The organism is Aeromonas sobria, from assembly GCF_006243315.1.
In the GTDB taxonomy this organism is placed as follows: domain Bacteria; phylum Pseudomonadota; class Gammaproteobacteria; order Enterobacterales; family Aeromonadaceae; genus Aeromonas; species Aeromonas sobria_A.
Map to the genome: position 1 here is coordinate 1 of NZ_NKWE01000016.1, position 24,375 is coordinate 24,375.

General features: G+C 50.3%; 23 protein-coding genes and 1 pseudogene. 16 read left to right on the forward strand and 8 right to left on the reverse strand.

Annotated features, from left to right (window positions below):
* Positions 1–89: 89 nt before the first annotated feature.
* From CF137_RS03805 to caiF, 7 genes are all read left to right on the forward strand, one after another.
* Positions 90–1,007 (forward strand): IS5-like element ISAs15 family transposase, encoded by a 918-nt coding sequence (locus CF137_RS03805; RefSeq protein WP_139718052.1) that lies wholly within the window; start codon positions 90–92, stop codon positions 1,005–1,007.
* Between the two features lie 566 nt (positions 1,008–1,573).
* Positions 1,574–2,548, forward strand: coding sequence for an autoinducer 2 ABC transporter substrate-binding protein (locus CF137_RS03810; RefSeq protein ID WP_201996504.1), 975 nt, complete (start codon positions 1,574–1,576; stop codon positions 2,546–2,548).
* Positions 2,549–2,645: 97 nt separating this feature from the next.
* On the forward strand, positions 2,646–4,142 hold the full coding sequence (locus CF137_RS03815) for a sugar ABC transporter ATP-binding protein (protein WP_139718054.1): 1,497 nt from the start codon (positions 2,646–2,648) through the stop codon (positions 4,140–4,142).
* Positions 4,135–5,118: an ABC transporter permease gene (locus CF137_RS03820; RefSeq protein WP_139718055.1), complete on the forward strand. Its 984-nt coding sequence runs from the start codon at positions 4,135–4,137 to the stop codon at positions 5,116–5,118. The genes CF137_RS03815 and CF137_RS03820 overlap by 8 nt, the downstream gene beginning before the upstream one ends.
* On the forward strand, positions 5,118–6,077 hold the full coding sequence (locus CF137_RS03825; RefSeq protein WP_139437192.1) for an ABC transporter permease: 960 nt from the start codon (positions 5,118–5,120) through the stop codon (positions 6,075–6,077). Before CF137_RS03820 ends, CF137_RS03825 begins: the two co-directional genes overlap by 1 nt.
* Positions 6,078–6,086: 9 nt before the next feature.
* The gene (locus tag CF137_RS03830) at positions 6,087–7,721 is read left to right on the forward strand and encodes an FGGY-family carbohydrate kinase (protein WP_139718057.1); all 1,635 of its coding nucleotides are present in this window, start codon (positions 6,087–6,089) and stop codon (positions 7,719–7,721) included.
* A gap of 359 nt (positions 7,722–8,080) precedes the next feature.
* A complete protein-coding gene (caiF, locus tag CF137_RS03835) occupies positions 8,081–8,476 on the forward strand; it encodes a carnitine metabolism transcriptional regulator CaiF (protein ID WP_139718059.1) in 396 nt (131 codons plus the stop codon).
* A gap of 41 nt (positions 8,477–8,517) precedes the next feature.
* Here caiF and caiE read toward each other — a convergent pair whose 3' ends face one another.
* The 6 genes from caiE to caiT form a co-directional block, all read right to left on the reverse strand.
* A complete protein-coding gene (caiE, locus tag CF137_RS03840) occupies positions 8,518–9,114 on the reverse strand; it encodes a carnitine operon protein CaiE (RefSeq protein WP_139718061.1) in 597 nt (198 codons plus the stop codon).
* A gap of 59 nt (positions 9,115–9,173) precedes the next feature.
* Complete coding sequence (caiD, locus tag CF137_RS03845; RefSeq protein WP_139718063.1) at positions 9,174–9,959, reverse strand: crotonobetainyl-CoA hydratase; 786 nt, start codon at positions 9,957–9,959, stop codon at positions 9,174–9,176.
* Positions 9,960–10,012: 53 nt separating this feature from the next.
* Positions 10,013–11,566: a crotonobetaine/carnitine-CoA ligase gene (gene caiC / locus CF137_RS03850; RefSeq protein WP_139718065.1), complete on the reverse strand. Its 1,554-nt coding sequence runs from the start codon at positions 11,564–11,566 to the stop codon at positions 10,013–10,015.
* 63 nt (positions 11,567–11,629) lie between these two features.
* Complete coding sequence (gene caiB / locus CF137_RS03855) at positions 11,630–12,847, reverse strand: L-carnitine CoA-transferase (protein WP_139718067.1); 1,218 nt, start codon at positions 12,845–12,847, stop codon at positions 11,630–11,632.
* 60 nt (positions 12,848–12,907) lie between these two features.
* Positions 12,908–14,050, reverse strand: a complete 1,143-nt coding sequence (caiA, locus tag CF137_RS03860; RefSeq protein ID WP_139718069.1) for a crotonobetainyl-CoA dehydrogenase — start codon at positions 14,048–14,050, stop codon at positions 12,908–12,910.
* Between the two features lie 34 nt (positions 14,051–14,084).
* Complete coding sequence (gene caiT, locus CF137_RS03865; protein WP_139718071.1) at positions 14,085–15,602, reverse strand: L-carnitine/gamma-butyrobetaine antiporter; 1,518 nt, start codon at positions 15,600–15,602, stop codon at positions 14,085–14,087.
* 471 nt (positions 15,603–16,073) lie between these two features.
* On the opposite strand from caiT, the gene CF137_RS03870 reads away from it, so the two are divergent.
* From CF137_RS03870 to CF137_RS03910, 9 genes are all read left to right on the forward strand, one after another.
* Positions 16,074–16,844, forward strand: a complete 771-nt coding sequence (locus CF137_RS03870) for an electron transfer flavoprotein FixA (RefSeq protein WP_139718073.1) — start codon at positions 16,074–16,076, stop codon at positions 16,842–16,844.
* Positions 16,845–16,859: 15 nt separating this feature from the next.
* Positions 16,860–17,801 (forward strand): electron transfer flavoprotein subunit alpha/FixB family protein, encoded by a 942-nt coding sequence (locus tag CF137_RS03875; protein WP_139718075.1) that lies wholly within the window; start codon positions 16,860–16,862, stop codon positions 17,799–17,801.
* A 48-nt stretch (positions 17,802–17,849) separates the two neighbouring features.
* Positions 17,850–19,136 (forward strand): FAD-dependent oxidoreductase, encoded by a 1,287-nt coding sequence (locus CF137_RS03880; protein WP_139718077.1) that lies wholly within the window; start codon positions 17,850–17,852, stop codon positions 19,134–19,136.
* A complete protein-coding gene (fixX, locus tag CF137_RS03885) occupies positions 19,133–19,420 on the forward strand; it encodes a ferredoxin-like protein FixX (protein ID WP_139718079.1) in 288 nt (95 codons plus the stop codon). Before CF137_RS03880 ends, fixX begins: the two co-directional genes overlap by 4 nt.
* Positions 19,421–19,502: 82 nt before the next feature.
* Positions 19,503–20,855: an MFS transporter gene (locus CF137_RS03890; RefSeq protein ID WP_139718081.1), complete on the forward strand. Its 1,353-nt coding sequence runs from the start codon at positions 19,503–19,505 to the stop codon at positions 20,853–20,855.
* Between the two features lie 241 nt (positions 20,856–21,096).
* On the forward strand, positions 21,097–21,261 hold the full coding sequence (locus tag CF137_RS22245) for a hypothetical protein (RefSeq protein WP_240038505.1): 165 nt from the start codon (positions 21,097–21,099) through the stop codon (positions 21,259–21,261).
* Between the two features lie 359 nt (positions 21,262–21,620).
* Positions 21,621–22,193, forward strand: coding sequence for a TetR/AcrR family transcriptional regulator (locus CF137_RS03900; protein ID WP_101323833.1), 573 nt, complete (start codon positions 21,621–21,623; stop codon positions 22,191–22,193).
* A 21-nt stretch (positions 22,194–22,214) separates the two neighbouring features.
* Positions 22,215–23,024: a winged helix-turn-helix domain-containing protein gene (locus CF137_RS03905; protein WP_139718083.1), complete on the forward strand. Its 810-nt coding sequence runs from the start codon at positions 22,215–22,217 to the stop codon at positions 23,022–23,024.
* Positions 23,024–23,530, forward strand: coding sequence for a FidL-like protein (locus CF137_RS03910; protein ID WP_139718085.1), 507 nt, complete (start codon positions 23,024–23,026; stop codon positions 23,528–23,530). The genes CF137_RS03905 and CF137_RS03910 overlap by 1 nt, the downstream gene beginning before the upstream one ends.
* A 28-nt stretch (positions 23,531–23,558) precedes the next feature.
* Here the strand turns inward: CF137_RS03910 and CF137_RS03915 are convergent.
* Positions 23,559–24,050 (reverse strand): annotated as a pseudogene (locus CF137_RS03915) (IS630 family transposase); the annotation flags it as partial.
* 47 nt (positions 24,051–24,097) lie between these two features.
* Positions 24,098–24,375, reverse strand: a 278-nt coding sequence (locus tag CF137_RS03920; protein WP_331463394.1) for a transposase, incomplete at its 5' end; no start/stop codon positions are given.

Consider the following 24,375-nt stretch of genomic DNA (forward strand, 5'->3'; position numbering starts at 1 on the left):
GGGCGTTGTTTCCCAAATCAGAGTGACCTGAATTGAACTTATGGTGAAGACGGTGATCTGATCACCAAATCCCTCTTCAAATCAGCATCATGGGCAAGTCGATTCACGCCATATCCAACTGGTCACAGTACAACCGTTCCCTGGTCAAACGCGGCTCGCTAACGTTCTGGGTTGATGAGAATGTCGTTCATAACTGGTTCCATCAAAAACATCATGGCCGACGGGGACGAAGCTCCCTCTACACCGACCAGACCATCTGTACCTTTCTCATGCTCAAGGGCATTTTCAACCTCTCCCTGCGGGCGACACAGGGCCTGCTCGACTCACTATTCGAGCTGATGAATGTGCCGTTGTGTGCCCCCGACTACAGCTGTGTCAGCAAGCGCGCCAGTACGGTGAAGGTGGCATACCGCCAGCCACCCAAGGGCAAGGTTACCGATTTGGTTATCGATTCCACCGGCTTGAAAGTGTTTGGCGAGGGCGAATGGAAGGTCAGAAAGCATGGCTATGACAAGCGCCGGGTCTGGCGCAAATTGCATCTGGCGGTGGACCCGGCGACCCACGACATCGTGGCAGCCGAGGCCTCGTTGGAAAATGTTCATGATGCCGAGGTGTTGCCGACCCTGTTCAATCCGCTACGCCGAGCACTTGGGACCGTGTATGCCGATGGCGCATATGACACCAAGGCCTGCCATGAACTGATAAAGCGCACAGGAGCCAAGGCCTGTATTCCGCCGCGCAAGAATGCCGGTTTATGGGAAAATGGGCATCCACGCAATGAAGCTGTTCTGGTGATGCGCAAGGAGGGACTGACTCACTGGAAGCAGCAGTCCGGGTATCATCGGCGCTCATTGGCCGAGACGGCGATGTATAGGTTCAAACAATTGATGACGGGAAAAATCAGTCTACGTAACTACAACGGACAAGTGGGAGAGATCATGGCCTACGTGTGTGCTATGAACAAGCTGAATGCCCTTGGTCTGCCGGTTAGAAAGCCCCAAGTGTAGCTATCACCTGGGGCTGGGGAAGTTGTGGCTTAATAGCTGATTTGGGCAACAACGCCGTTTTGATGTGCTTGTCCAGCACCCTGCAAACCACGTTGAGCAGACTGACGCGACACTAAACCCGTCATTTAATTACGTTATATAAGAACAATATCGACTAAATATATCCCCCAAGCCACTGCTTTATAGGTGACAAATAAAAAATAATAACTTAACACCTCTGAGAAATATGCTTTATATGTGATAGATGTTCAATTTTGAACATTTGACAGCTATTGAACTCACTGCAAATTACTGATTCTGGTTAGTGACAAAAAACACATGTTAAGAAAGTGTGCTTTATCTGTATCTCAACCACTTGGCTTTAGCGTAATTTTAGTGGTTGATTTACCACATCCTTCAATAGAAACGTAAAATTAACAACATCAGTTACATAAATAAACGTTTTCGTGCGTAGTTCACAGTTTTTGAGCGATGAAGGGACTTCGTATATTGCAAATTTTATATTGGCACAGCTAGGTAGGATGAATACCAGCACTCTCCCCCTACGTCCAAAAAGGTGAGCCAAGGTGAAACATTCCATTTTCAAAGTCGGTGCACTCTCTCTGGCAATGCTATCTGCCGGCGTGATGGCCAAAGAGTACGAGATCGTTAACGTAGTGAAGGTATCCGGGATCCCATGGTTCAACCAGATGAACAAAGGGATTGAACTGGCGGCTAGTGACTTAGGGGTGAATGCCCGTCAAGTAGGACCTTCAACGCCAGATCCTGCTCAGCAGGTAAAAATAATAGAAGATTTAATTGCCAAAGGTGTTGATGCAATCACGGTTGTCCCTAACGACGTTACAGTATTAGAACCTGTATTTAAGAAAGCTCGAGAAAAAGGGATTGTGGTATTAACTCACGAGTCTCCTGATAAGCACAACGCCGACTGGGACATCGAGACCTTGGACAACACCGTATATGCCAAGGCAACAATGGATGAACTGGCCAAGCATATGGGTAACAAAGGAGGCTATGTAGTGTATGTCGGCTCCTTGACTGTACCACTGCATAACAACTGGGCAGACCTCGCCATTGCGTACCAGAAACAGGTTTATCCTGAGATGCATGAGGTGACTAGCCGTATGCCTGTCGCCGAAAGTGTGGATGCTTCTTATGCCACGACTAATGACTTAATGAAAGCTCACCCAGATATGAAGGGGATTGTTTCTTACGGTTCTTTAGGGCTGATCGGTGCCGGTGAGGCGCTCAAAAAGAAACGCGCCAAAGATAAGATAAGCGCGGTAGGTATCTTGATGCCAAGCCAAGCGGCTCCTTATCTGATCCGTGGGGAAATTGATAAAGGTTTCTTATGGGATCCTGCAGATGCTGGTTATGCATTAGTTTCCGTTGCAAAAATGATGCTAGATGGTAAAGAAATTAAAGGTGGGCTAGAAATCCAGAATCTGGGCAAGGCTGAAGTAAACGCCGAGACTAAAGTCATAAAATTTAACAAGATCTTGGAAGTAGATAAAACTAACGCAAGCAGCTTGGGATTCTAAGTCCACTATCCCTTATGGTGAGTCAGCATAACTCTACAACTGACTCACCATTTTTAGAGGCCTGTGGCCGCACATCTGGTTACTTGGCAGGATATTTATGTCCAACGAATTCATTACCCTCAAAAACGTCTCAAAACATTTTGGTTCTGTAAAAGCTCTGAGCAATGTAAATATCAGCTTCAATCGTGGCGAAGTACACTGTTTGGCAGGAAAAAATGGCTGTGGCAAGAGCACTCTATTCAAGGTTATCTCTGGCGTTCACGCTCCAGAAAAAGGCGCCAGTATAATTATCGAGGGTAAGTCATACAGTCGTCTAACTCCCCAAGAGTCGCTCGAACATGGGGTTCAGGTTATTTATCAAGATCTATCTCTTTTCCCGAACCTTACTGTATTTGAGAACATCGCCATGCAGGACCACATACCGTGGTACAAGGGGTTTGTCAGTACAGTTCGGCTAAAGGAGATTGCCAAACGTGCTATGAAAATAGTGGGGGTTGACCTGCCACTGGATAAACGGGTGGAACAACTCTCTATCGCACAGTGCCAGTTGGTCGCCATCTGTCGTGCCATGGCTGCTGATGCAAAACTTGTGATCATGGATGAACCTACAGCCTCACTGACCCGTAGCGAAGTGAACAATCTTATAAAGGTTGTGGTGGATCTCAAATCCAGAGGGATTACCGTCGTTTTTGTAAGCCACAAGCTTGATGAGGTAATGGAGATCTCTGATCGAATTACAGTTATCCGTGATGGCGAAACTGTGGGGACCTTCAGCGCTGATGAGGTGAATAGCGATGAATTGGCTTTTCTGATGACTGGCCAACGCTTCGAGTTCACGCCTATAGGTGACTTCACTGCCAAAGCAGATGACAGTGATATCCGTCTATCAACAAACCAACTGTCGAAAAAAGGGCAGTATCACAATATCGATCTCACGTTGCGCGCAGGGGAAATCGTCTCTATTACCGGCCTTTTAGGCTCGGGGCGTAGCGAACTGTGTCTATCGCTATTTGGCATGACTCGTCCTGATAGTGGAACTATTGCCGTCAACGGAGAGCCAGTTTGTTTCAACAACAACCGGGATGCAATTGCCAAGGGGATCGGCTATGTGTCCGAAGATCGTATGTCTACAGGACTGGTGATGGCCCAAAGCATCGCCGACAATACCACTGCAACCGTTCTATCCAAGCTATCAAACAACGGTTTATTAGACCATGGTAAAGCCCAATCCTTGGTCAGTAGACTCATCACCTCTCTGTCGATTAAAGTCGCAGATCCCGCACTGCCTGTTACCAGTCTTTCTGGCGGCAATGCACAACGTATCGCTATTGCGAAGTGGATTGCTGCAGAGCCTCAGACACTGATCTTGGATTCACCGACAGTCGGTGTCGATATTGCCAATAAGGAGAGTATCTATCAAATTGCCAAAGATCTGGCTGCTCAAGGCATGGCAATACTAATGGTCAGCGATGAAATCCCCGAGGTTTATTACAACAGCCACAGAGTTATTGTGATGAAAGAAGGTTGTTTTACTCATGAGTTTAAACCCTCCTGTTGTACCGAATCAGAAATTATGGAGGCGGTTAATGCTTAATATTAAAAATTATATCAAGCACCACGAGTTTTATCTGGCACTGCTGATCATTGTGTTGATTGTTGGCCTGAGTGCCACGACAACAGATTTTATGACTCTGGGTAATATTTTTGATATGACGGTCAGCTCTGCCATTCTTTGCATCATGGCTTGTGGATTGTTTGTTGTTTTGATCGCAGGAGGAATTGATATTTCTTTCCCTGCAACTGCAGCTATTTCCCAGTATGTGATGGCCAGCTATATCCTCGCCAATGGCGGAAATTTCGTTATAGCCTTTGCTATCGCAGCAGCAGTTGGGATAGCGCTGGGCATCCTTAACGCGACCTTAGTTTATCGGCTCAAGGTCCCCGCTATTATCATCACTATAGCAATGCTAAATGTCTATTTTGGCTTGCTGATATACTTCAGTAATGGCGAATGGCTCTATGGTTTTCCTGACTGGTTTATGGAAGGGGCTGAAGTGCTTAGTTTTAGCGGTAGTGATGGCTATGATTATGGACTTAACCTCCCAATCATGGTGCTGCTCGCTTCCGTCGCATTGACCTCTTTGCTTATGAATAAAACCCGAATTGGTCGCCAGATCTATGCGATGGGCGGCAATAGTGATGCGGCTGGTCGCGTTGGCATCAATCTGTTCGGTCTTAATTTGTTTGTCTATGGCTATATGGGCGCCTTGGCTGGCATTGCTGCTGTGGTACAGACCCAAATTACGCAGTCAGTAGCACCCAACTCGCTAATGGGGTTTGAGTTAACTGTATTGGCCGCAGTGGTATTGGGTGGGGCCAGCATGACTGGCGGAAAAGGCACCTTGCTCGGCGTTATCCTGGGCGTGGCATTGCTGGCGATCCTCAAGAATGGGTTAACGCTCTTGGGTGTACCTTCCTACTGGCATACGGTGGTCACAGGTCTGATCATCCTTTTGAGTATCAGCATTACTGCACTGAACGAAAAACAGCAAGCGAAGCAGGAGGCTTGATGGACACGCTAATTAATACCTTAAAACTGCCGACTGACAGAAACATCCGCTACTTACTGGTGATCATGGTTGCCATTCTGGTTCTGATGGCTGTTAGTTCAGGTAGTGCCTTTTTTTCCTTGGCAAATCTACAGTCCATGTCATCCCAAATGCCACTGCTGGGCATACTGGCACTGGCTATGATGGTGTGTATGCTGACCGGCGGGATCAACCTCTCAATTATCGCAACCACGAATGCTTGCGCATTAGTGATGGCCAGCGTAATCACCCAAAGCCCAGACAGCTATTTAGTACTGATAACCGCACTGGCTGCAGGTTTTGCTACCGCGGTTGTAGTAGGACTGGCCAATGGTTTCCTGATTGCCTATGTGGGCGTCTCTCCTATCCTTGCCACTCTGGGCATGATGACCTTTATCAACGGCCTGAATGTGCTGATCTCCGGAGGCAGCGTGATCTCCGGATTCCCTGATGCTTTGTTGGCACTGGGCAATGGAAATGTGCTCGGGGTTCCCATGCCACTGGTGTTGTTTGGCCTGTTTGCCTTAGGACTGTGGGCAATGCTGGAACACACCCCTCTGGGCAGGGCGATTTATCTGATCGGCTCCAATGAAAAAGCCAGCCGCTTTTCCGGCATCAATACCCAAAAATCCCTGATGTATGTCTATATGGTCTCTTCGATCCTGTGCTGGGTAGCAGCCCTGATCATGATGGCCAAGTTTAACTCTGCCAAAGCAGGCTATGGCGAATCATACCTGCTAGTCGCCATCCTTGCCTCCGTACTGGGGGGGATCAATCCAGATGGGGGATTTGGTCGCATTATCGGTATCTGCCTGGCCTTGGCTGTATTACAGACACTCGAGAGTGGTCTCAACCTGCTTGGTGTGTCCAGTTATCTGACCATGGCACTGTGGGGGGGCATCCTCATTCTTTTCATCGCCCTGCAAAAGTACAAAGCATAGGAACCAATTATGAGCAGTTTTTTTATCGGTGTGGACGTCGGCAGCGGCAGTGCTCGGGCTGGGGTATTTGATATTTATGGCCGTAAGGTGGGTGAGGCTAAACGCAATATTCAGATCTTCAAACCCAAGGCTAATTTCGTTGAACAGTCGTCCGATGATATTTGGCAATGTGTCTGTATGGCAGTGCGTGACGCAGTCTCCCAAGCTAACATTGAACCTATTCAGGTTAAAGGAGTTGGTTTCGATGCCACTTGCTCCCTGGTAGTCCTGGACCAGCAGGGCCATCCACTGACAGTAAGTCCTACTGGTCGTCGCGAACAGAACATCATTATGTGGATGGATCATCGTGCCATCGCTCAAGCTGACCGTATCAACGCCGGTAAGCACTCAGTACTTGCCTTCGTCGGGAATACCATCTCCCCCGAAATGCAAACACCAAAGTTGTTGTGGCTGAAAGAAAATATGTCATCCACTTGGTCAAAGGCTGGCTATTTCTTCGATCTGCCCGATTTTCTCACTTGGAAGGCCACTGGCGATAATAGTCGATCCTTATGCTCAACAGTATGCAAATGGACCTACAGAGGGCATGAAGGAAAATGGGATAAAGGATTCTTTGAATCTATCGGCCTAGCGGATTTGCTACAACATGACGCCCGTTCCATTGGCTCTGACATTCTTCCTATGGGACAGCCCGTGGGTAACGGCCTGACACGACAGGCTGCCCAAGAGTTGGGGCTAGTGATCGGTACCCGGGTTGGCACCTCCATCATTGATGCTCATGCTGGCGGTATCGGCGTTTTGGGGGCGGCTGGAATGACTGGGGAGGCTGCTGACTTTAATAAACGTCTGGCATTGATCGGGGGCACCTCTTCTTGCCACATGGCAGTATCTAAAACGGCACGTTTTATCGACGGTATTTGGGGTGCCTATTACAGTGCAATGATCCCTGGTTATTGGCTCAATGAGGGCGGTCAGTCTGCTACCGGTGCACTCATCGACCACATGATTACCGCCCATCCCTATCATGAACAGGCCCTCACACAAGCCGAAGCCGCTGGCCTAACTATCTATGAACTGTTGAATGACCAACTGCTTAGTCTTGCTGGCAACAAGGAGGACATTGCCTTCCTGACCAAGGACCGCCATGTCTTGCCCTACTTCCATGGAAACCGCTCACCCCGAGCTAACCCGCATCTGACGGGATCCATGACGGGGTTAACCATGAACCGGACTCTCGAGGATATGGCACTGCAATATCTGGCCACCATTCAAGCCATTGCCTTAGGTACACGACACATCATTGAAGTCAAAAATGCCGCTGGGTACGAGATCGATACAATCATGGGTTGCGGTGGTGGCACCAAGAACCCGGTATTCATCCAAGAGCACGCCAATGCGACTGGCTGTGCCATGTTGCTACCTGAAGAAAGTGAGGCTGTCTTGTTGGGCTCAGCCATGTTGGGGGCTGTTGCGGCAGGCTTTTATACCGATATCCCTGACGCTATGAATGGAATGAGCCGTATAGGCAAGACCGTTACGCCGCAGGCTACCAAGATCAAGCGTTATTACGATGCCAAGTACAGCGTGTTCCAGCAGATGTATGAAGATGATCGTCACTATAAAGCGATGATGGCCGACTTCTGAGCGACACACACGTAAAACTAAAACAGCAAAGCGGTATCAGCCGCTTTGCTGTTTTTATACTTTCATGCTGACAACCTTGTCATCTACAGTGGTTTTTACCGCTTGCTATCTATATCGCCTTTACAACTGCGGGCATTAATGGATGCATGGCATCCGTAGCCGGGAGAGGCAACTATGAGCCATTCTTGTCCAAATGCCGTGTCGTAACCACATATTCAATGTAATAAACACGATATTGCTCACACTAATCAACTTTAGAATTGCATATTATTCTTTATATTCAAAAAATTTATATCGCTTAGTTTTTATTTATTTGGACAGGCCGTAGCCAGATCTTTAACTTGTGAAATGGTGTGCTTATGTATGAAAGATATGTCGAAAAACCGCTTTATTTGTTAATTGCCGATTGGATGATGACTGAGGAACGTTGGATCACGGCAAAGGAGATTTCCCGTCATTTTGATATGGAGCACTGCAAAGCGATTAATACACTCTCCTATATTCTGTCAGAAGTGGGAGAAATTGTTTGTGAGGTTAAGATGATCCCCAATCAGATTGCAGGCCGGGGCTGTCAGTGCCAGCGGCTGGTAAAAGTCGTGAGTATTGATTCTCATCTATACAGCCGCTTGAATCATAATTCTCAAGAAAAAAAAGTAAATGTGGCGAAAACGCCACGACTATCTGCCGTCCCCCCAACAGAGCTAAACCGTGAGCAGAAATGGCAGATGATGCTCTCCAAGAGCATGCGACGATAACGTTGATTTGCCGGATAAGCGTAAGCGCCATCCGGCATAAATCACTGTGCTGATTTTGGCTTTACATCCGTCGTGCCTTTCAGACGCGGCCGATTTTCTTCGACCTGCGTTAAGGGCAGCGTTTCGTGTAGACCTGTCCGGCAGCGGATTGCAAGGTCCTGATACTCTTTGGTGTTTAGCCGTTTCCAGTGCAGTTCCTGGTCCGTGACTTCGCGCAGTACGCGAGCCGGTGAGCCAACCAGCAACTGCCTTGCCTCTCCCTGAAATCCAGCTTTGACAAAGCTCATGGCGGCGACAATGCTCTCTTCGCCAATCACTGCACCGTCCATAATGACGCTATTCATGCCAATCAGTGCATCCCTGCCAACCACGCAACCGTGCAGGATTGCGCCATGCCCGATGTGTCCATTTTCGTGTACGATGGTGTCGGTGTCGCAGTAGCCGTGCATGATACAACCATCCTGCAGATTAGAACCCGCTTCCAGGATCAGGCGACCATAGTCACCGCGCAATGACGCGTGCGGACCAATATAAACACCAGCCCCCACAATGACATCGCCAATCAGCACGGCGCTGGGATGGACATAGGCATCCGGATGTACCACCGGGATCAGGCCTTCAAAGGCGTAATAGCTCATGGTTGTGGCTCGTTTTTTTGCCGGATAGCGGCGTAAACACCTTATCCGGCATAGGCACATTAGCGACCTTTCCATACCGGATCGCGTTTCTCCGCAAATGCTTGCGGTCCTTCGAGCGCATCTTCCGAATGCAGCACCGACGGATAGTGCTTCAGCACACCGCTGCGGATGTAACGGTAGCCTTCTTCCACCGGCATTTCGCTGGTTGTACGGTAAATCTCTTTCAGCGCGGCGATCGCCAGCGGGGCACTATTCACCAGTTGCTCCGCCAATTCGCGCGCACTATCCATCAGTACACTCTGGCTGACAACACGGTTGACGATGCCCCAACGCAGCGCTTCTTCGGCACTCATTCGTCTGCCGGTCATCACCATTTCGTTGACGATAGCCGGTGGCAGCAGTTTAGGCAGTCGCAATACGCCGCCGCTGTCAGGCACGATCCCAAGTTTTGCTTCCGGCAGCGCGAAGCTGGCATTTTCAGCGCAGACGATAAAATCCGCCGCCAGCGCCAGCTCAAAACCGCCACCAAACGCATAGCCGTTTACTGCCGCAATGACCGGCTTGTCGAGGTCGAAAATCTCGGTTAAACCGGCAAAGCCGCCGGGACCAAAGTCGGCATCCGGCGCTTCACCTTCTGCCGCCGCTTTTAAGTCCCAGCCTGCGGAAAAGAATTTTTCACCGCCGCCGGTGATGATAGCTACGCGCAATTCCGGATCGTCACGGAAATTAAGAAAAGCCTCGCCCATGGCAAAACTGGTTTTAGCGTCAATGGCATTCGCTTTTGGGCGATCTAATGTAATTTCAAGAATCGGGCCGTTGCGGGTCAGATGTAATGATTCACTCATGGTCCATCTCCAAAAAATAGGTTTACCGGCAGGAGGCATTCCTGCAAGTGGGTTTATTTCAGATGTTTTTTGATTATTTTTCCTGAACAATTACGCGGCAGGTCGGCTCTTATCTCCATAAAAGAGGGAACCTTAAATTTTGCCATATTGCATTCGCAGAAACTGAAGAATTCCGTTTCGCTTAATGTTTCACCTTCATTCAGGACGATGAATGCTTTAATTGCTTCATCGCGGATAGTGTCTTTAATACCGACAATGACAATATCCTGAACTTTAGGGTGCGCAGAGATAATATTTTCCAGTTCGATGCAGGAAACATTTTCCCCACCGCGTTTAATCATGTTGCAGCGGCGGTCGACGAAATAGAAAAAACCTTCTTCATCTTGGTAACCGGAATCACCGGTATGTAACCAACCCTCAGGTTCCAGCGCTTTGGCGGTGGCTTGCGGCTGTGCGTAGTACTCTTTAAATATCGTTTTACCCGGTACGCCCTTAATGCAGATTTCGCCAATCTCTCCGGCAGGTAACGCCTGATTATGATCGTCACGGATTTCGGCTTCATAGCTAAAGCCCACGCGGCCAATGGAAGGCCAACGACGCTTGTCACCGGGGCGGTCGCCAATAATGCCCACAATGGTTTCCGTCATGCCGTAGGAGGTCAAAAGCCTGACGTTAAAGCGTGCGATAAAATCATCTTTTTCCTGCACTGATAAATTGAGATAGAACATCACTTCGCGCAGATTGTGCTGTTTGTCCGTTGGGCTTGCGGGTTGCACCATCAGCGTGCGGATCATCATCGGAATGCATTCCGTCACCGTCGCCTGATATTTGCGCACCTGATCCCAGAAGGCCCGGGCGCTGTACTTTTCTATCAGCACAAAGGTACTGCCTGCGGAGAAAGCCGCCATGGCCGCCGTACACTGGCAGTCGATGTGGAAGGCGGGCATTACCGTCAGGTATACGTCGTCATCACGCAGAGCTATTTGCCAGGAGGAGTAGTAGCCGGCAAAACGCAGGTTATAGTGGGTAATTACCACCCCTTTGGGACGCGAGGTAGTGCCTGAAGTAAAGAGAATTTCCGCCGTGTCGTCAGTGGATAGCGCTGGCGTATAGCACAGCGTAGCCGGCTGGCGCGCTTGCAGTTGGGTAAAGTGGCTTACATCGTTTTCAGTTGGAAGCTGCTCGCCAATCAGACAGATGTGATTAAGCGGTGTGGTATTTTCCTGTTTTATCTGGCGGTACATAGGATAAAACTGGGCGCTGGTGACCAGCAAGCTGACCTGACTGTTTTGCAGGATCCATGCGCTTTCTTCCCCCAGTAAGCGGGCGTTAATCGGTACCATCACAGCGCCAATTTTTGCCAGCCCAAACCAGCAAAAAATGAATTCCGGGCAGTTATCCAGATGCAATGCAACCTTATCGCCTTTGCGTATGCCCAATAAATGGAAAAGATTTGCCGTGCGGTTAATCTCTTCATTAAGTGAGGCATAGCTAAACTGTCGAACGTTTCCTTCGCAGGATTCGAAAATAAGCGCCGTTTTATCTCCGTACACCCCGGCCAGGTGGTCCCACATCTGACGTAAGTTTTGTCCGCCAACGATATCCATTTTATCTTATCCGCTTAAATCGGGCGTGAGCGCCAACCAGCAAAGCCGATCAGCGCATCGCGTTTATTCCTCAACTCTGGCCAGGCCTTTGCCGACCAGCTCATTTATGTCTGCTTCGCTATAACCAATGTTTTTCAGAATGGCGGCGGTATCCATGCCGTGTGACGGCATGCCACGCCAGATTTTCCCCGGGTTGTTTTTAAATTTCGGCATGATGTTCGGCCCTTTGCAGGTTCGACCGTCCATCGTTTTCCACTGAGTAATGGATTCACGGGCAACGTACTGCGGGTTGCCTTCCAGTTCCGGAATGGTCAGCACCTTCGCGCAGGCGATATTCAGCTCAGCAAAGCGCGCCTGGACTTCGGCGATGGTGTGTGCTGCCAGCCAGGCGTCCAGTTTCTCTTCGACTAACGGACCGTATGGACATTCAACGCGATGGATAAGCTGCGTGCCTTCCGGGACTTCCGGTGTGCCAAGAATGTGGGCGAGGCCAATATCCTTGAAGCATTCGTTGATTTGCGTGATGCCGACCAGCTCCATGACGATATAGCCATCGGCGCATTTATACAGACCGCAGCCAGCGTAATACGGGTCTTTGCCTTTGGTCATGCGTGGGCAAATTTCGCCGCCGTTGAAGTAGTCCATCATGAAGTACTGCCCCATGCGCAGCATCACTTCGTACATGGCGATATCAATGCTTTCACCTTTACCCGTTTCACGTACTTTGTGCAGGGCTGCCAGCGCCGCCGTCGTCGCGGTCATTCCGGAGAAGTAATCGGCGGTGTACGGAAAGGCGGGCATTGGCTGATCAACGTCGCCGTTTTGGATCAGATAGCCGCTGAACGCCTGCGCGATGGTGTTATACGCCGGAAGATTGGTGTACTCCTCGGTACCAAACTGGCCGAAGCCGGAAAGGTGAGCGATAACCAGTTTCGGATTATGTTCCCATAGCACTTCATCGGTGATGCCTCGGCGGGCAAAAGCCGGGCCTTTACTGGCTTCAATGAAAATATCGGTGGTTTCCATTAGCTTCAGAAACGCTTCCCGACCTTCATCTTTGAAAATATTCAGCGACAGGGCGTGCAGATTACGGCGTGAGAGCTGCGGATAGTTAGGTTGCACGCGGATGGTATCGGCCCATGCGACGTTTTCAATCCAGATAACCTCAGCGCCCCATTCGGCGAACATCTGTCCGGCGAATGGACCCGCGATTTCGATCCCTGAAAAGACAACCCGAACCCCGGCAAGTGGCCCAAACGCAGGCATTGGTAAATGGTCCATAATTTAGCTCCTGGCAGTTAGTTGTAGGCCGGATAAGCGAAGCGTTATCCGGCATCCCACTTAGCGGTATTGCTTGAGTACCGCACGACCCAACGTCAGGATCTGCATTTCGTCAGAGCCACCGGAAACACGATCAACGCGCAGGTCACGCCAGAAGCGCGTGATGCGATGGTTACCCGCGATACCTACTCCGCCCAGCACCTGCATGGCGGTATCGACCACTTCAAACGCGGCGTTGGCACAGAAGTATTTGCACATTGCCGCGTCGCCCGAGGTAATGGTGCCCTTATCTGCTTTCCATGCAGCTTCCAGCAGCATGTTTTTCATGGAGTTCAGTTTGATTGCCATATGCGCAAACTTCTCCTGAATCAGCTGGAAACGGCCGATAGTTTCGCCAAACTGTACGCGCTGATTGGCGTAGCGCGCGGCGTCTTCAAAAGCGCACATTGCCGTACCGTAGTTGGTTAGCGCGACAAGGAAGCGTTCATGGTCAAACTCTTCTTTCACGCGGTTGAAACCATTGCCTTCTCGACCGAACATGTCTTTCTCGTCCAGTTCAACGTCATCAAAGGTGATTTCACAGCAGCTATCCATGCGCAGACCGAGTTTCTCCAGCTTGTTGACCTTGATACCCGCCTTGCTCATGTCAACGAACCACTCGGTGTAAACAGGTTTATCCGGTGATGCACCATCTCTCGCCATGACCACGATGTACGGGGTATAGGCGCTACTGGTGATAAAGCACTTACTGCCATTAAGATAAACTTTACCATTTTTGCGTGTATAAGTGGTTTTCAAACTGCCAACATCCGATCCCGCTCCCGGTTCGGTGATTGCAGAGTTCCACATCTGTTTACCGGTTCCCTGGAACGCCATGATTTTATCGATTTGCTCCTGAGTCCCTTCACGCAGGAACGTGTTAAAACCGCCTGGTAACTGGTACAGCACATAGGTTGGCGCGCCCAGGCGTCCGAGTTCCATCCAGACGGCTGCCACAGTGACAAAACCCGCTTCCAGTCCACCATGTTCTTCCGGGATCAACAGGCTATCGATGCCCATATCCGCCAGCGCTTTAACAAAACGTTCAGGGTAGACGCTGTCGCGATCGCACTCGGCAAAATAAGCTTCCCAGTTCTCACTGGCCATCAGTTCACGAATACCGGCGACAAACAGTTCCTGCTCGTCATTTAAGTTGAAATCCATCTTTCAGCCTCTTGGTCAATTGGGTTAATTAGAATTACTTGTCTTTCCAGTGCACTTTGGCGTCTTTAATAAAGGACAGCGTCACCATGATGTTGACGAAGAACAGCGGACATCCTCCGGCGATAATCGCGGTCTGAATGGGCTTCAGCCCGCCCAGCGCCAGCAAAACGATACCAATGATGCCGACCAGAACGGACCAGCCGATACGTACCAATAACGGCGGTTCTTCACCATCGCGAACTTCTCGACAGGTGGACATCGCCAGGGTGTAAGAGCAGGCGTTAATCAGCGTTAAGGTGGCAATAAAGCAGAGGATAAAGAAGCCCCACATGGTGGCGGTACTGAGCGGCAAGGCGGCCCAAGTTTCGATAATGGCGCGCGCCACCCCATGTTGTTCAATCAACAGCGGGATGTTGAGGATGTTTTTATCCATCAGCAGTAACGTGTTGCTGCCAAGGACTGTCCACAGGATCCAGGTAGAAGCGGTCAGGCCCAACACCATACCGAAGCACAGTTCACGTACGGTACGACCACGAGAAATACGGGCTAGAAAGATGCTCATCTGGATGGCGTAAATAACCCACCACGCCCAGTAGAAGACGGTCCAGCCCTGCGGGAAGCCGCCTTTGCCGATGGCATCGGTATAGAACAGCATACGTGGCAGATACATGAGCAGCATCCCGACAGAGTCGGTGAAGTAGTTCATGATGAAGCTGGCGCCGCTGACGATAAACACCCAGCCGAGCATCAGGAAGCTCAGGTAGCTACGTACATCGCTGGCGATCTTGACCCCTTTTTGCAGGCCGCAGGCCACGCAAATGGCATTCAAAATGATCCAGCAGGTAATGATCATAGCGTCGAGTTGCAGCGTGTGCGGAATACCGAACAGATACTGCATGCACTCGGTTACCAACGGGGTAGCTAGGCCGAGGCTGGTGCCCATCGCGAAGATCAGCGCCACCAGATAGAAGTTATCGACGATCGTGCCGAACAATCCTTTCGCATGCCTTTCGCCTACTAACGGCACCAACGTGGAACTGGGACGGATGACCTCCATCTTGCGAACAAAGAAGAAGTAGGCGAAGGCCACAGAAAGGAAGCTATAGGTTGCCCACGGCAACGGCCCCCAGTGAAACAAGCTGTATGCCAGACCCAGCTCTTTCGCTCCCGTTGAGTTAGGGGCAAGAGCAAACGGCGGAGTGGAGATGTAGTAGTAGATCTCGATGGACCCCCAGAACAACACCGCAGCGGATGTACAGGAAGCGAACATCATAAAAATCCAGCTGGCGGTACTAAACTCTGGTTTTTCGTCGCCTAATTTCTTTTTCGAATACGGGCCAAAGACCAGCCAGAACCAGCCGAAGAGCATGACGACCATATACCATTCAAATGCCCAACCCCAGACATTGGTGACATAGCTGAATACAGCATTAATAACCACGTTAGCGGCATCAAGATCTCTTACTGTTAACCAGCAGAGGATTCCTACAATTATTAATGGAGGAAAAAAAACCTTCGGTTCAATTCCTGATTTTCTCTTTTCATTTTTCATAAGTGAATTCCAGTGTAAAAATGAAATCTATTTATCACGTAGTGCGCAGATGTTATTTTGTTAGTGATTTGTTGATAAAGCTCAACTTCTAGAAGCTCCTCAATTAGTAACTAATAATGGGTATTCACTTCCGATTATTCTGTTATCTAAGTCACACTTATCAACGCTAACCACCTTAGTTATAAAAATGTAAATATCATTTAATATCAACGATTTACAACAAAACACATCACTACCAGTGGTGACTGACGTTCAATATTGCTTGCTGGCTCAACAATATTGAAAAATTCCTTTTTTGACATACTTATTTCAGTATTGGTGACATGCGTAACATTATTGAAAGTTAAGGATATCTATGTGTGACATTTTCAACATTGGTGATTATTGTTTTATTTACTAATTAAAGTGCGTGTTATCTGCATTTAACACAGCCGACATAAATATGTTTCCTTCATGACTTCTGGAGATGCAATGAAGATAATTACTTGCTACAAATGCGTGCCTGATGAACAGGATATTACGATTAATAAGGCTGATGGTTCCCTAGATTTCAGCAAAGCGGATGGAAAAATCAGCCAGTACGATCTGAATGCGATCGAGACTGCTTGTCAGTTAAAGCAGCTGTCAGGAGAGGCTCAGGTTGTCGCCATGAGTGTTGGCGGCAAAGCGCTGACTAATGCAAAAGGACGCAAAGATGTACTCTCCCGTGGCCCTGATGCACTGATTGTTGTTATCGACGATCAATTTGAGCAGGCGTTGCCGCAACAGACTGCAGCAGCACTGGCTGCCGCCGCGCAAAAATCAGGTTTCGATCTGCTTATCTGTGGTGACGGCTCTTCCGATCTTTATGCTCAGCAGGTTGGTCTGCTAGTGGGCGAAGCGCTTAACGTTCCGGCGATTAACGGCGTGAGTAAGATCCTCTCTCTTACCGACAGCACTCTGACGGTAGAACGTGAACTGGAAGATGAAGTCGAAACCCTGAGCATCCCGCTTCCGGCGGTGATCGCGGTCTCCACCGATATCAACACCCCACAAATCCCTTCCATGAAAGCCATTCTTGGCGCAGCGAAAAAACCGGTTCAGGTCTGGTCACCTGCAGACATTGGGCTGAACAGCACGCAGGCGTATTCCGAACAACAGGTTGCAGCACCGAAGCAGCGCGAGCGTCAGCGCGTTGTGATTGAAGGTGACGGTGATGAGCAGATTGCTGCATTTGTCGAGAATCTTCGCAAAATCATTTAATTATCAGGGGATGTTATGAACAAATTTTCCAGTATCTGGGTATTCAGCGATACCCCTTCTCGTCTGCCGGAACTGATGAATGGTGCGCAGGCTTTAGGTGAAAAAGTTAACACGTTTGTGCTGAGCGAAGCGGACAGCGCGGCGGCATCTCATCTGGGGGCAGATCATGTCTGGTTGCTCAGCGGTAAACCAGATGATCGTATGGTCGAAGACTACGCCGATGTGATGGCCGAGACCATTCGTCAGCACAGCGAGGGTGGCGCGGTGTTGCTGCCGAATACGCGTCGGGGCAAGCTGTTTGCTGCAAAGTTGGGCTTTCGCTTGTCGGCTGCAATCTCAAACGACGCCAACTTCGTAGCAGTGCAGGACGGAAAAGCGGCGGTCAAACATATGGTCTACGGCGGCCTAGCGATGGGGGCAGAAACAATCGCTTCGCCGTTTGCCGTGATCACGCTCAGCAACGGGACATTTGACGCGCAACAACCGGATACCGCCCGCAGCGGCGAGATGCATACCGTGCCGTGGCAGGCTTCGGCCGTTGCCGTGACCCGTACGGCCACTCAGGCGCGCCAGAGCAATAGCGTCGACCTCGACAAAGCACGTCTGGTGGTCAGCGTGGGCCGTGGTATCGGTAGCAAAGAAAATATCTCGCTGGCCGAAGCGCTGTGCCAGACGATTGGCGCCGAGCTGGCCTGTTCCCGTCCGGTGGCGGAGAACGAGAAGTGGATGGAGCACGAACGCTACGTCGGTATCTCCAATCTTATGCTCAAGCCTGAACTGTATCTGGCCGTGGGGATCTCCGGGCAGATCCAACATATGGTCGGAGCCAATGGCGCGCAGACAATTTTCGCCATCAACAAAGATAAAAATGCTCCGATCTTCCAGTATGCGGATTTTGGCATCGTTGGCGATGCACTGAAGATCCTGCCAGCGCTGACAGCTGCCTTAGCGCGTTAAACCATTCCGGCAGGATGCGAAGGTATCCTGCCGCTGACAGGAGTACGTATGTCCGAAGATATCTTTGATGCCATCATCGTGGGTGCAGGTCTGGCTGGTTCGATTGCGGCACTGGTACTGGCTCGGGAAGGTGCACAGGTGCTGGTTATCGAGCGAGGCAATTCTGCTGGCGCGAAGAATGTCACCGGTGGGCGCATGTATGCGCATAGCCTGGAGCGCCTCATTCCCGGTTTTGCTAAGCAGGCCCCCATTGAACGCATGATCACCCACGAAAAACTCGCCTTTATGACCGATAAAGGGGCGATGACCATCGACTATTGCAATGGTGAAGACACAGCATCGTCGCAGGTTTCTTATTCCGTCTTACGCAGTAAATTTGACGCCTGGCTAATGGAGCAGGCGGAAGAGGCGGGTGCTCAGCTCATCACCGGTATTCGCGTGGATAACGTTGTGCAGCGCGATGGCAAAGTCGTGGGCGTGGAAGCCGATGGCGATATTCTGGAAGCCAAAGTGGTGATCCTCGCTGACGGGGTGAATTCTCTGTTGGCTGAAAAGCTGGGCATGGCAAAGCGCATCGAAGCATCGCATGTTGCCGTCGGCGTGAAAGAGCTGATCGAATTGCCGAAATCGGTGATTGAAGATCGTTTCCAGTTACAGGGGAACGAAGGGGCAGCCTGTTTGTTTGCCGGTTCGCCAACAGATGGTTTGATGGGCGGAGGCTTTCTCTATACGAATGAAACAACCCTTTCTCTGGGGCTGGTCTGCGGTCTTCATCATCTGAAGGACGCTAAAAAGTCGATCCCGCAAATGCTGGAAGATTTCAAACAGCATCCGGCGGTTGCCCCGCTGATCGCCGGTGGCAAGCTGGTAGAATATGCCGCACACGTCGTACCGGAAGCTGGTATCAACATGCAGCCAGAACTGGTTGGTAACGGCGTACTGATTGCCGGTGACGCGGCCGGAATGTGTATGAACCTCGGCTTTACCATCCGTGGTATGGATCTCGCCATATCCGCAGGCGAAGCTGCGGCGAAAACGGTGCTTTCCGCGATGAAGCGCGACGACTTTAGCAAGCAGTCGCTGGGTGAATACCGTCAGCATCTGGACGACGGTCCGATGCGCGATATGCGCATGTATCAGAAGCTACCTGCTTTTCTTGATAACCCACGCATGTTTACCGCCTATCCCGAAATGGCAGTCAGTATAGCGCGCGACCTGTTCACCGTGGATGGTTCCGCTCCAGTGCCAATGCGCAAAAAAATCCTGCGCCATGCGAAGAAAGTGGGCTTCATCAACCTGATGAAAGATGGCCTGAAAGGAGTGACTGTATTATGACATCTCCCGTCAATGTGGACGTCAAACTGGGCGTCAATAAGTTCAATGTGGATGAAGACTGCCCGCATATTATTCTCAAAACCGATCCTGATAAACAGGCGCTGGAGGTACTGATTAAGGCCTGTCCAGCTGGGCTGTATAAAAAGCAGGATGATGGCAGCGTACGTTTTGATTACGCCGGATGCCTTGAGTGCGGAACGTGCCGAATTATCGGACTCGATACTGTGCTGGAAAAATGGGAATACCCGCGTGGGACGTTTGGCGTGGAGTTCCGCTACGGATAAAATTGGTGCCTGATAGCACAGTATGTAGGCCTGATAAGCGTAGCGCCCTCAGGCATTAAGTTAAATAAAACAGGAAATGGCCATGCAGTCGCCCAGGAACTTTGATGACATCAAATTTACCTCTATTCACCGCCGGATAATGCTGTGGGGAAGCGGTGGGCCGTTTCTAGATGGTTATGTGCTGGTGATGATTGGCGCTGCACTGGAACAGCTCACGCCAGCATTAAAACTTGATGCGGAGTGGATTGGTCTGCTGGGAGCCGGTACGCTCGCCGGCCTGTTTGTGGGGACGTCACTGTTTGGCTACATTTCCGATAAGGTCGGACGGCGCAAAATGTTCATCATCGATATTATCGCCATTGGTGTGATATCGGCGGTAACAATGTTTGTCTCCTCACCTGTTGAACTGTTGGTGATGCGAGTCTTGATCGGTATTGTGATTGGCGCCGATTACCCGATCGCCACTTCGATGATTACCGAGTTTTCCAATACCCGCCAGCGCGCTTTCTCCATCGGTTTTATCGCCGCCATGTGGTATGTCGGCGCCACTTGTGCCAATCTGGTTGGTTACTGGTTGTATGATGTTGAGGGCGGATGGCGCTGGATGTTGGGCAGCGCGGTGATCCCCTGCATTTTGATCCTGATTGGGCGCTTCGATCTTCCTGAATCGCCGCGCTGGTTGCTGCGTAAAGGTCGGGTGAAAGAGTGCGAGGCGATGATGATCAAGCTGTTCGGCGAACCTGTTGTATTCGACGAAGAAGCGCCGCAGGAGACACGTTTTCTCCAGCTGTTTAATCGCCGCAATTTCCCGCTCGTGCTGTTTGTCGCCGTCATCTGGACCTGTCAGGTGATTCCTATGTTTGCCATTTACACCTTTGGTCCGCAGATTGTTGGGCTGCTGGGGCTTAGTGCAGGGAAAAATGCCGCGCTTGGCAACGTGGTGATCAGCTTGTGCTTTATGCTAGGGTGTATTCCTCCCATGTTCTGGCTGAATAGCGTGGGCCGTCGACCGCTATTGATTGGCAGCTTCATTATGATGACGTTGGCGCTGGTCGTACTGGGACTAATCCCTAATATGGGCGCGTGGCTGGTGGTGCTGGCCTTTGCCGTGTACGCGTTTTTCTCAGGTGGTCCAGGGAATCTGCAGTGGCTATACCCTAATGAACTGTTCCCTACCGACATTCGTGCGTCTGCCGTTGGAGTGATTATGTCGTTAAGCCGCATCGGTACCATTGTTTCAACTTGGGCACTGCCGGTGTTCATCACTAAATACGGGATCAGCAATGTGATGCTGATGGGGGCGGGAATTTCACTGATTGGCCTGCTCGTATCCATCGTTTTCGCACCGGAAACACGAGGGTTAGCGCTGGCACAAACCAGTCAAATGACGATTTGCGTTAATAGTTGCAGGATCAGCAACGTCCGATTCCGATAATGGAGGCGTGGGCTCAATTTACAGCTGGCAATTTGCCAGTTGAATAAGAAGGGAGCGGCCTTGATGGGCCGCTCCCTTTCTTTTAAGTTTTTCCTCACCGTTGTAGTGGTCTAATCATACCTCGCACCGGTCTACTACGTGGATTTGACGTTGTGGGAAGAGACCAACCTGGCCGAGGCGGTCAGGCAGGCACAGGAGGCGGCACAACGCGTCCAAGAGGCTGGCATGGCTTATTGACCAGATGGAGCAAGCCGCTCGCGAGCTGCTGCGTAACGGCCAGTTTGAGGATATAGATGAAGAGGTACCGATGCTGCTGGAGGAGTTCGATCCCGAGCCAGAAATGATAGCGTCATCTCCCACCTCACAGCCTTTGCAACGGCCACAGAGCCAAAACTCCTCCTCCTGACCAGCAAACTGGGTAAAAGCGCGGCCCCTTCACCGCTGCACGCCTGAACCGCGATGTCAATACCTTACGTTGGCATTTTGAGACATCCAACCCAATCAATCTATAAGTAGCGATATATTCTGCTACCCAGGTGCTGGATGAGTCAGACAGAAATGCCATCTGACCTCATACACCATATTTGACAATAACTCCAAACCCCTTGTTCGCTCCAAAATGTAAAAGTGGATAGCCTGATACCATTATGACTTGAATGGGTAATTGTGACCCACAACACAATAATGACATCCCGCCTCCGTACACGTCCTCTCAGTTGATAGCGATCAAAAACTATCATACCGTCTGGTCGGTATGATTTAGTCATGAACATGGAAAAATCACACCGCAAAAAGGACCCAGTCCGTTTGCACGAACTACTGCTGGAAGCGGCAGCCACGATTGCTGGTCGGGACGGTATCGCGGCTCTATCGTTGAATGCCGTAGCCAAAGAAGCCGGGGTAAGCAAAGGTGGCTTGCTACACCATTTTCCCAACAAGCAGGCACTAATATTTGCCCTCTTTGCTCGCCTGTTGGCAATCATGGAAGACGCCATCTCAGCATTAATGGCCGCAGATAAGATCACCCATGGCCGTTTTACTCGGGCTTATTTTCACTATCTTTCCGCCCCTGAATTAACTGATACCCAAGAGAGTCGCCAGCTGATGGTGCTATCGCTAGCAATGCCGGATGAACCAGTACTAAGAAAATGCTGGCGTGACTGGATGCAGAAACATCTGGAGAAGGGCGATGAACTGGATAATAGCTATATCGGCACGCTGGTACGCTATGCAGCGGACGGCATTTGGCTATCCGAGTTGACCGAAGGGCGGAGCATGAGCACCGAGCACCGTCAGGCGCTGGTGGAAACACTGTATAAAATAACGCTTCCAACGTGAAGCCCATGTACTGAGGCCGAGATGCGCTACAACATCAATGCCCGTTTCATTTATGATGCTACGGATGGTTCTCTGACTCAGCGGGAAAGTACTGAGCCAGATAGTCAGCTGTCCATCACAGCCAACGCGCTGTTTTATTTTTTCTTGCGAAATACTGAGATCGTCAGCCGAGAAGAGGTACTTAAAAAAGTCTGGGATGACAATGGATTAACCTCATCGAACAGCAATCTGAACCAATACCTGAGTATATTGCGCAAGGCATTTCGCCACTACGATATCGACAATATTATCGTCACGGTATCACGTGGTTATTTGCAGCTAAATCCCGACGTTATCATCGAGCCAATTGATGATATATCTCATCAGCCCACTGACACACCAGTACACCAACCCGTTACTGCAACGCCCGATCTGGCACTCGGTCAAGAAGAGTGGAGTGTACCCCTCAGTCCACATTCTCGAGGGATATGTTGGTATGTCGCAGGTGGTTGCCTGCTCGTTTTTTCACTGATGTTGATAGCTTTAGGCCTATTTAACTCCCGCGAACCTAGCCCCATCGCTTTAACCCGCATTTCTCATAATCAGTGTGAGCTGCTGGCCAGTGATGAGATGTTGCGCTCGGTCAGTGCCGACGTGTACCGCAAACACTTCGATGACGTGCGGGAGCGGTTAGGCATTACCTGCAAACCCGGCGAACGTTTTTTGTTTTTTTACGGTGACAGGTTGGAAACCAATGGCTTGGGACGCGTGTTTCTGGCCCACTGCGCCATGCATGAAGATAACCCATTTAGCTATTGTGATAACTACTTCTACTACTCTTGGAAGCCGTGATGAGACTAACGCCGCGTACCTTCTTTCTCTTGTCCTGCATAATGCTCATCGCTGCAGCGGTCTATGCAGTGTATCAGCTACCCAAAGAAAATGACGGTGTCATGAGCTGCACGACCAAAGGTATTATGCGGTTTGAAAACATGGATAAAGAGAACGTCAATGGCAATATCCACTTTAACTTCGACAGGCAGGGAAAAGGCTCTATGGTGGTTGAGGGCTATACCGACTCAGCCGCAGGTTGGCTATATCTACAGCGCTACGTCAAGTTTACCTACAGCACTAACCGCGTTTCCGCCACCGAGCGCCATTACCGTATAAATAAATGGGAATCCAGCGCCTCATCCATTGATCAGTCACCGGATGTGATTTTTGACTATTTTATGCGCGAGATGTCAGACAGCCACGATGGACTGTTTCTTAGCGCACAACGGCTGAATAACCAAGCTATGTTGCTGAGTTCGATTAACTCGCCGCTCTGGATCTGTACGCTCAAATCCGGCAGCTAGCTGGACTAAATAACTGATCCTAATAGTGCTACACCTTCGCTGTGCCATAGCCATTCCCGGGGAAAGGAGACACGGTATCCATGAAGTGTTTCACTCGAGCCAGCAGGTTGGCCATCCCTCTGCATTGATGATTGCGCGTGATGGTTTCATGTAACTTGTGCCACAGCCGTTCGATGTGATTAACCCAAGGACTGTAAACTGGCTGGAACACCAAGCAGAACTTGGGGTTCTTCTTCCACCATCGCTCGGTCTGTTGGCTTTTGTGAATGATGTAGTTATCGAGGATCAGGGTGATGGTTTTTGCTCGTCGGTAGTGGCGACGCAGCTTTTCCAGCATGGCGATAAACAGGGATGAGTTTTTCTTTATCCCACTGACGTAAAGCACTCTTCCGTTGCCTGCATGGAGAACGCCTGCCAGGTAATGCTTTGTATTCTGCCCCGGTGTGACAACCCGCTTTTGCTGTGCTCTGAACATCCAGTCGGCCCCTAATTTGGGATTGAGGTCTATATCGGCGTTGTTGCCCAAATCAGCCATCAGGTCACAACGTCCCCAGCCCCAGGTGACCGCTACACTCGGGGCTTTCTGACAGGCAGACCAAGGGTATTTAGCTTGTTTATAGCGCTTACATACGCCATGACTTCTCCCACTTGGCCGTTGTAGTTACGCAGACTGATTTTCCCCGCCAGCAACTGCTTGAACCGATACATCGCCGTCTCTGCCAGCGAGCGCCGGTGATATCCCGACATCTTCTTCCAGTGCGCCAGCCCTTCCTTGCGCATCACCAGCACAGCGTTATTTCTTGGGTGTCCCTTTTTCCATAGCCCAGCGTTCTTGCGAGGCGGGA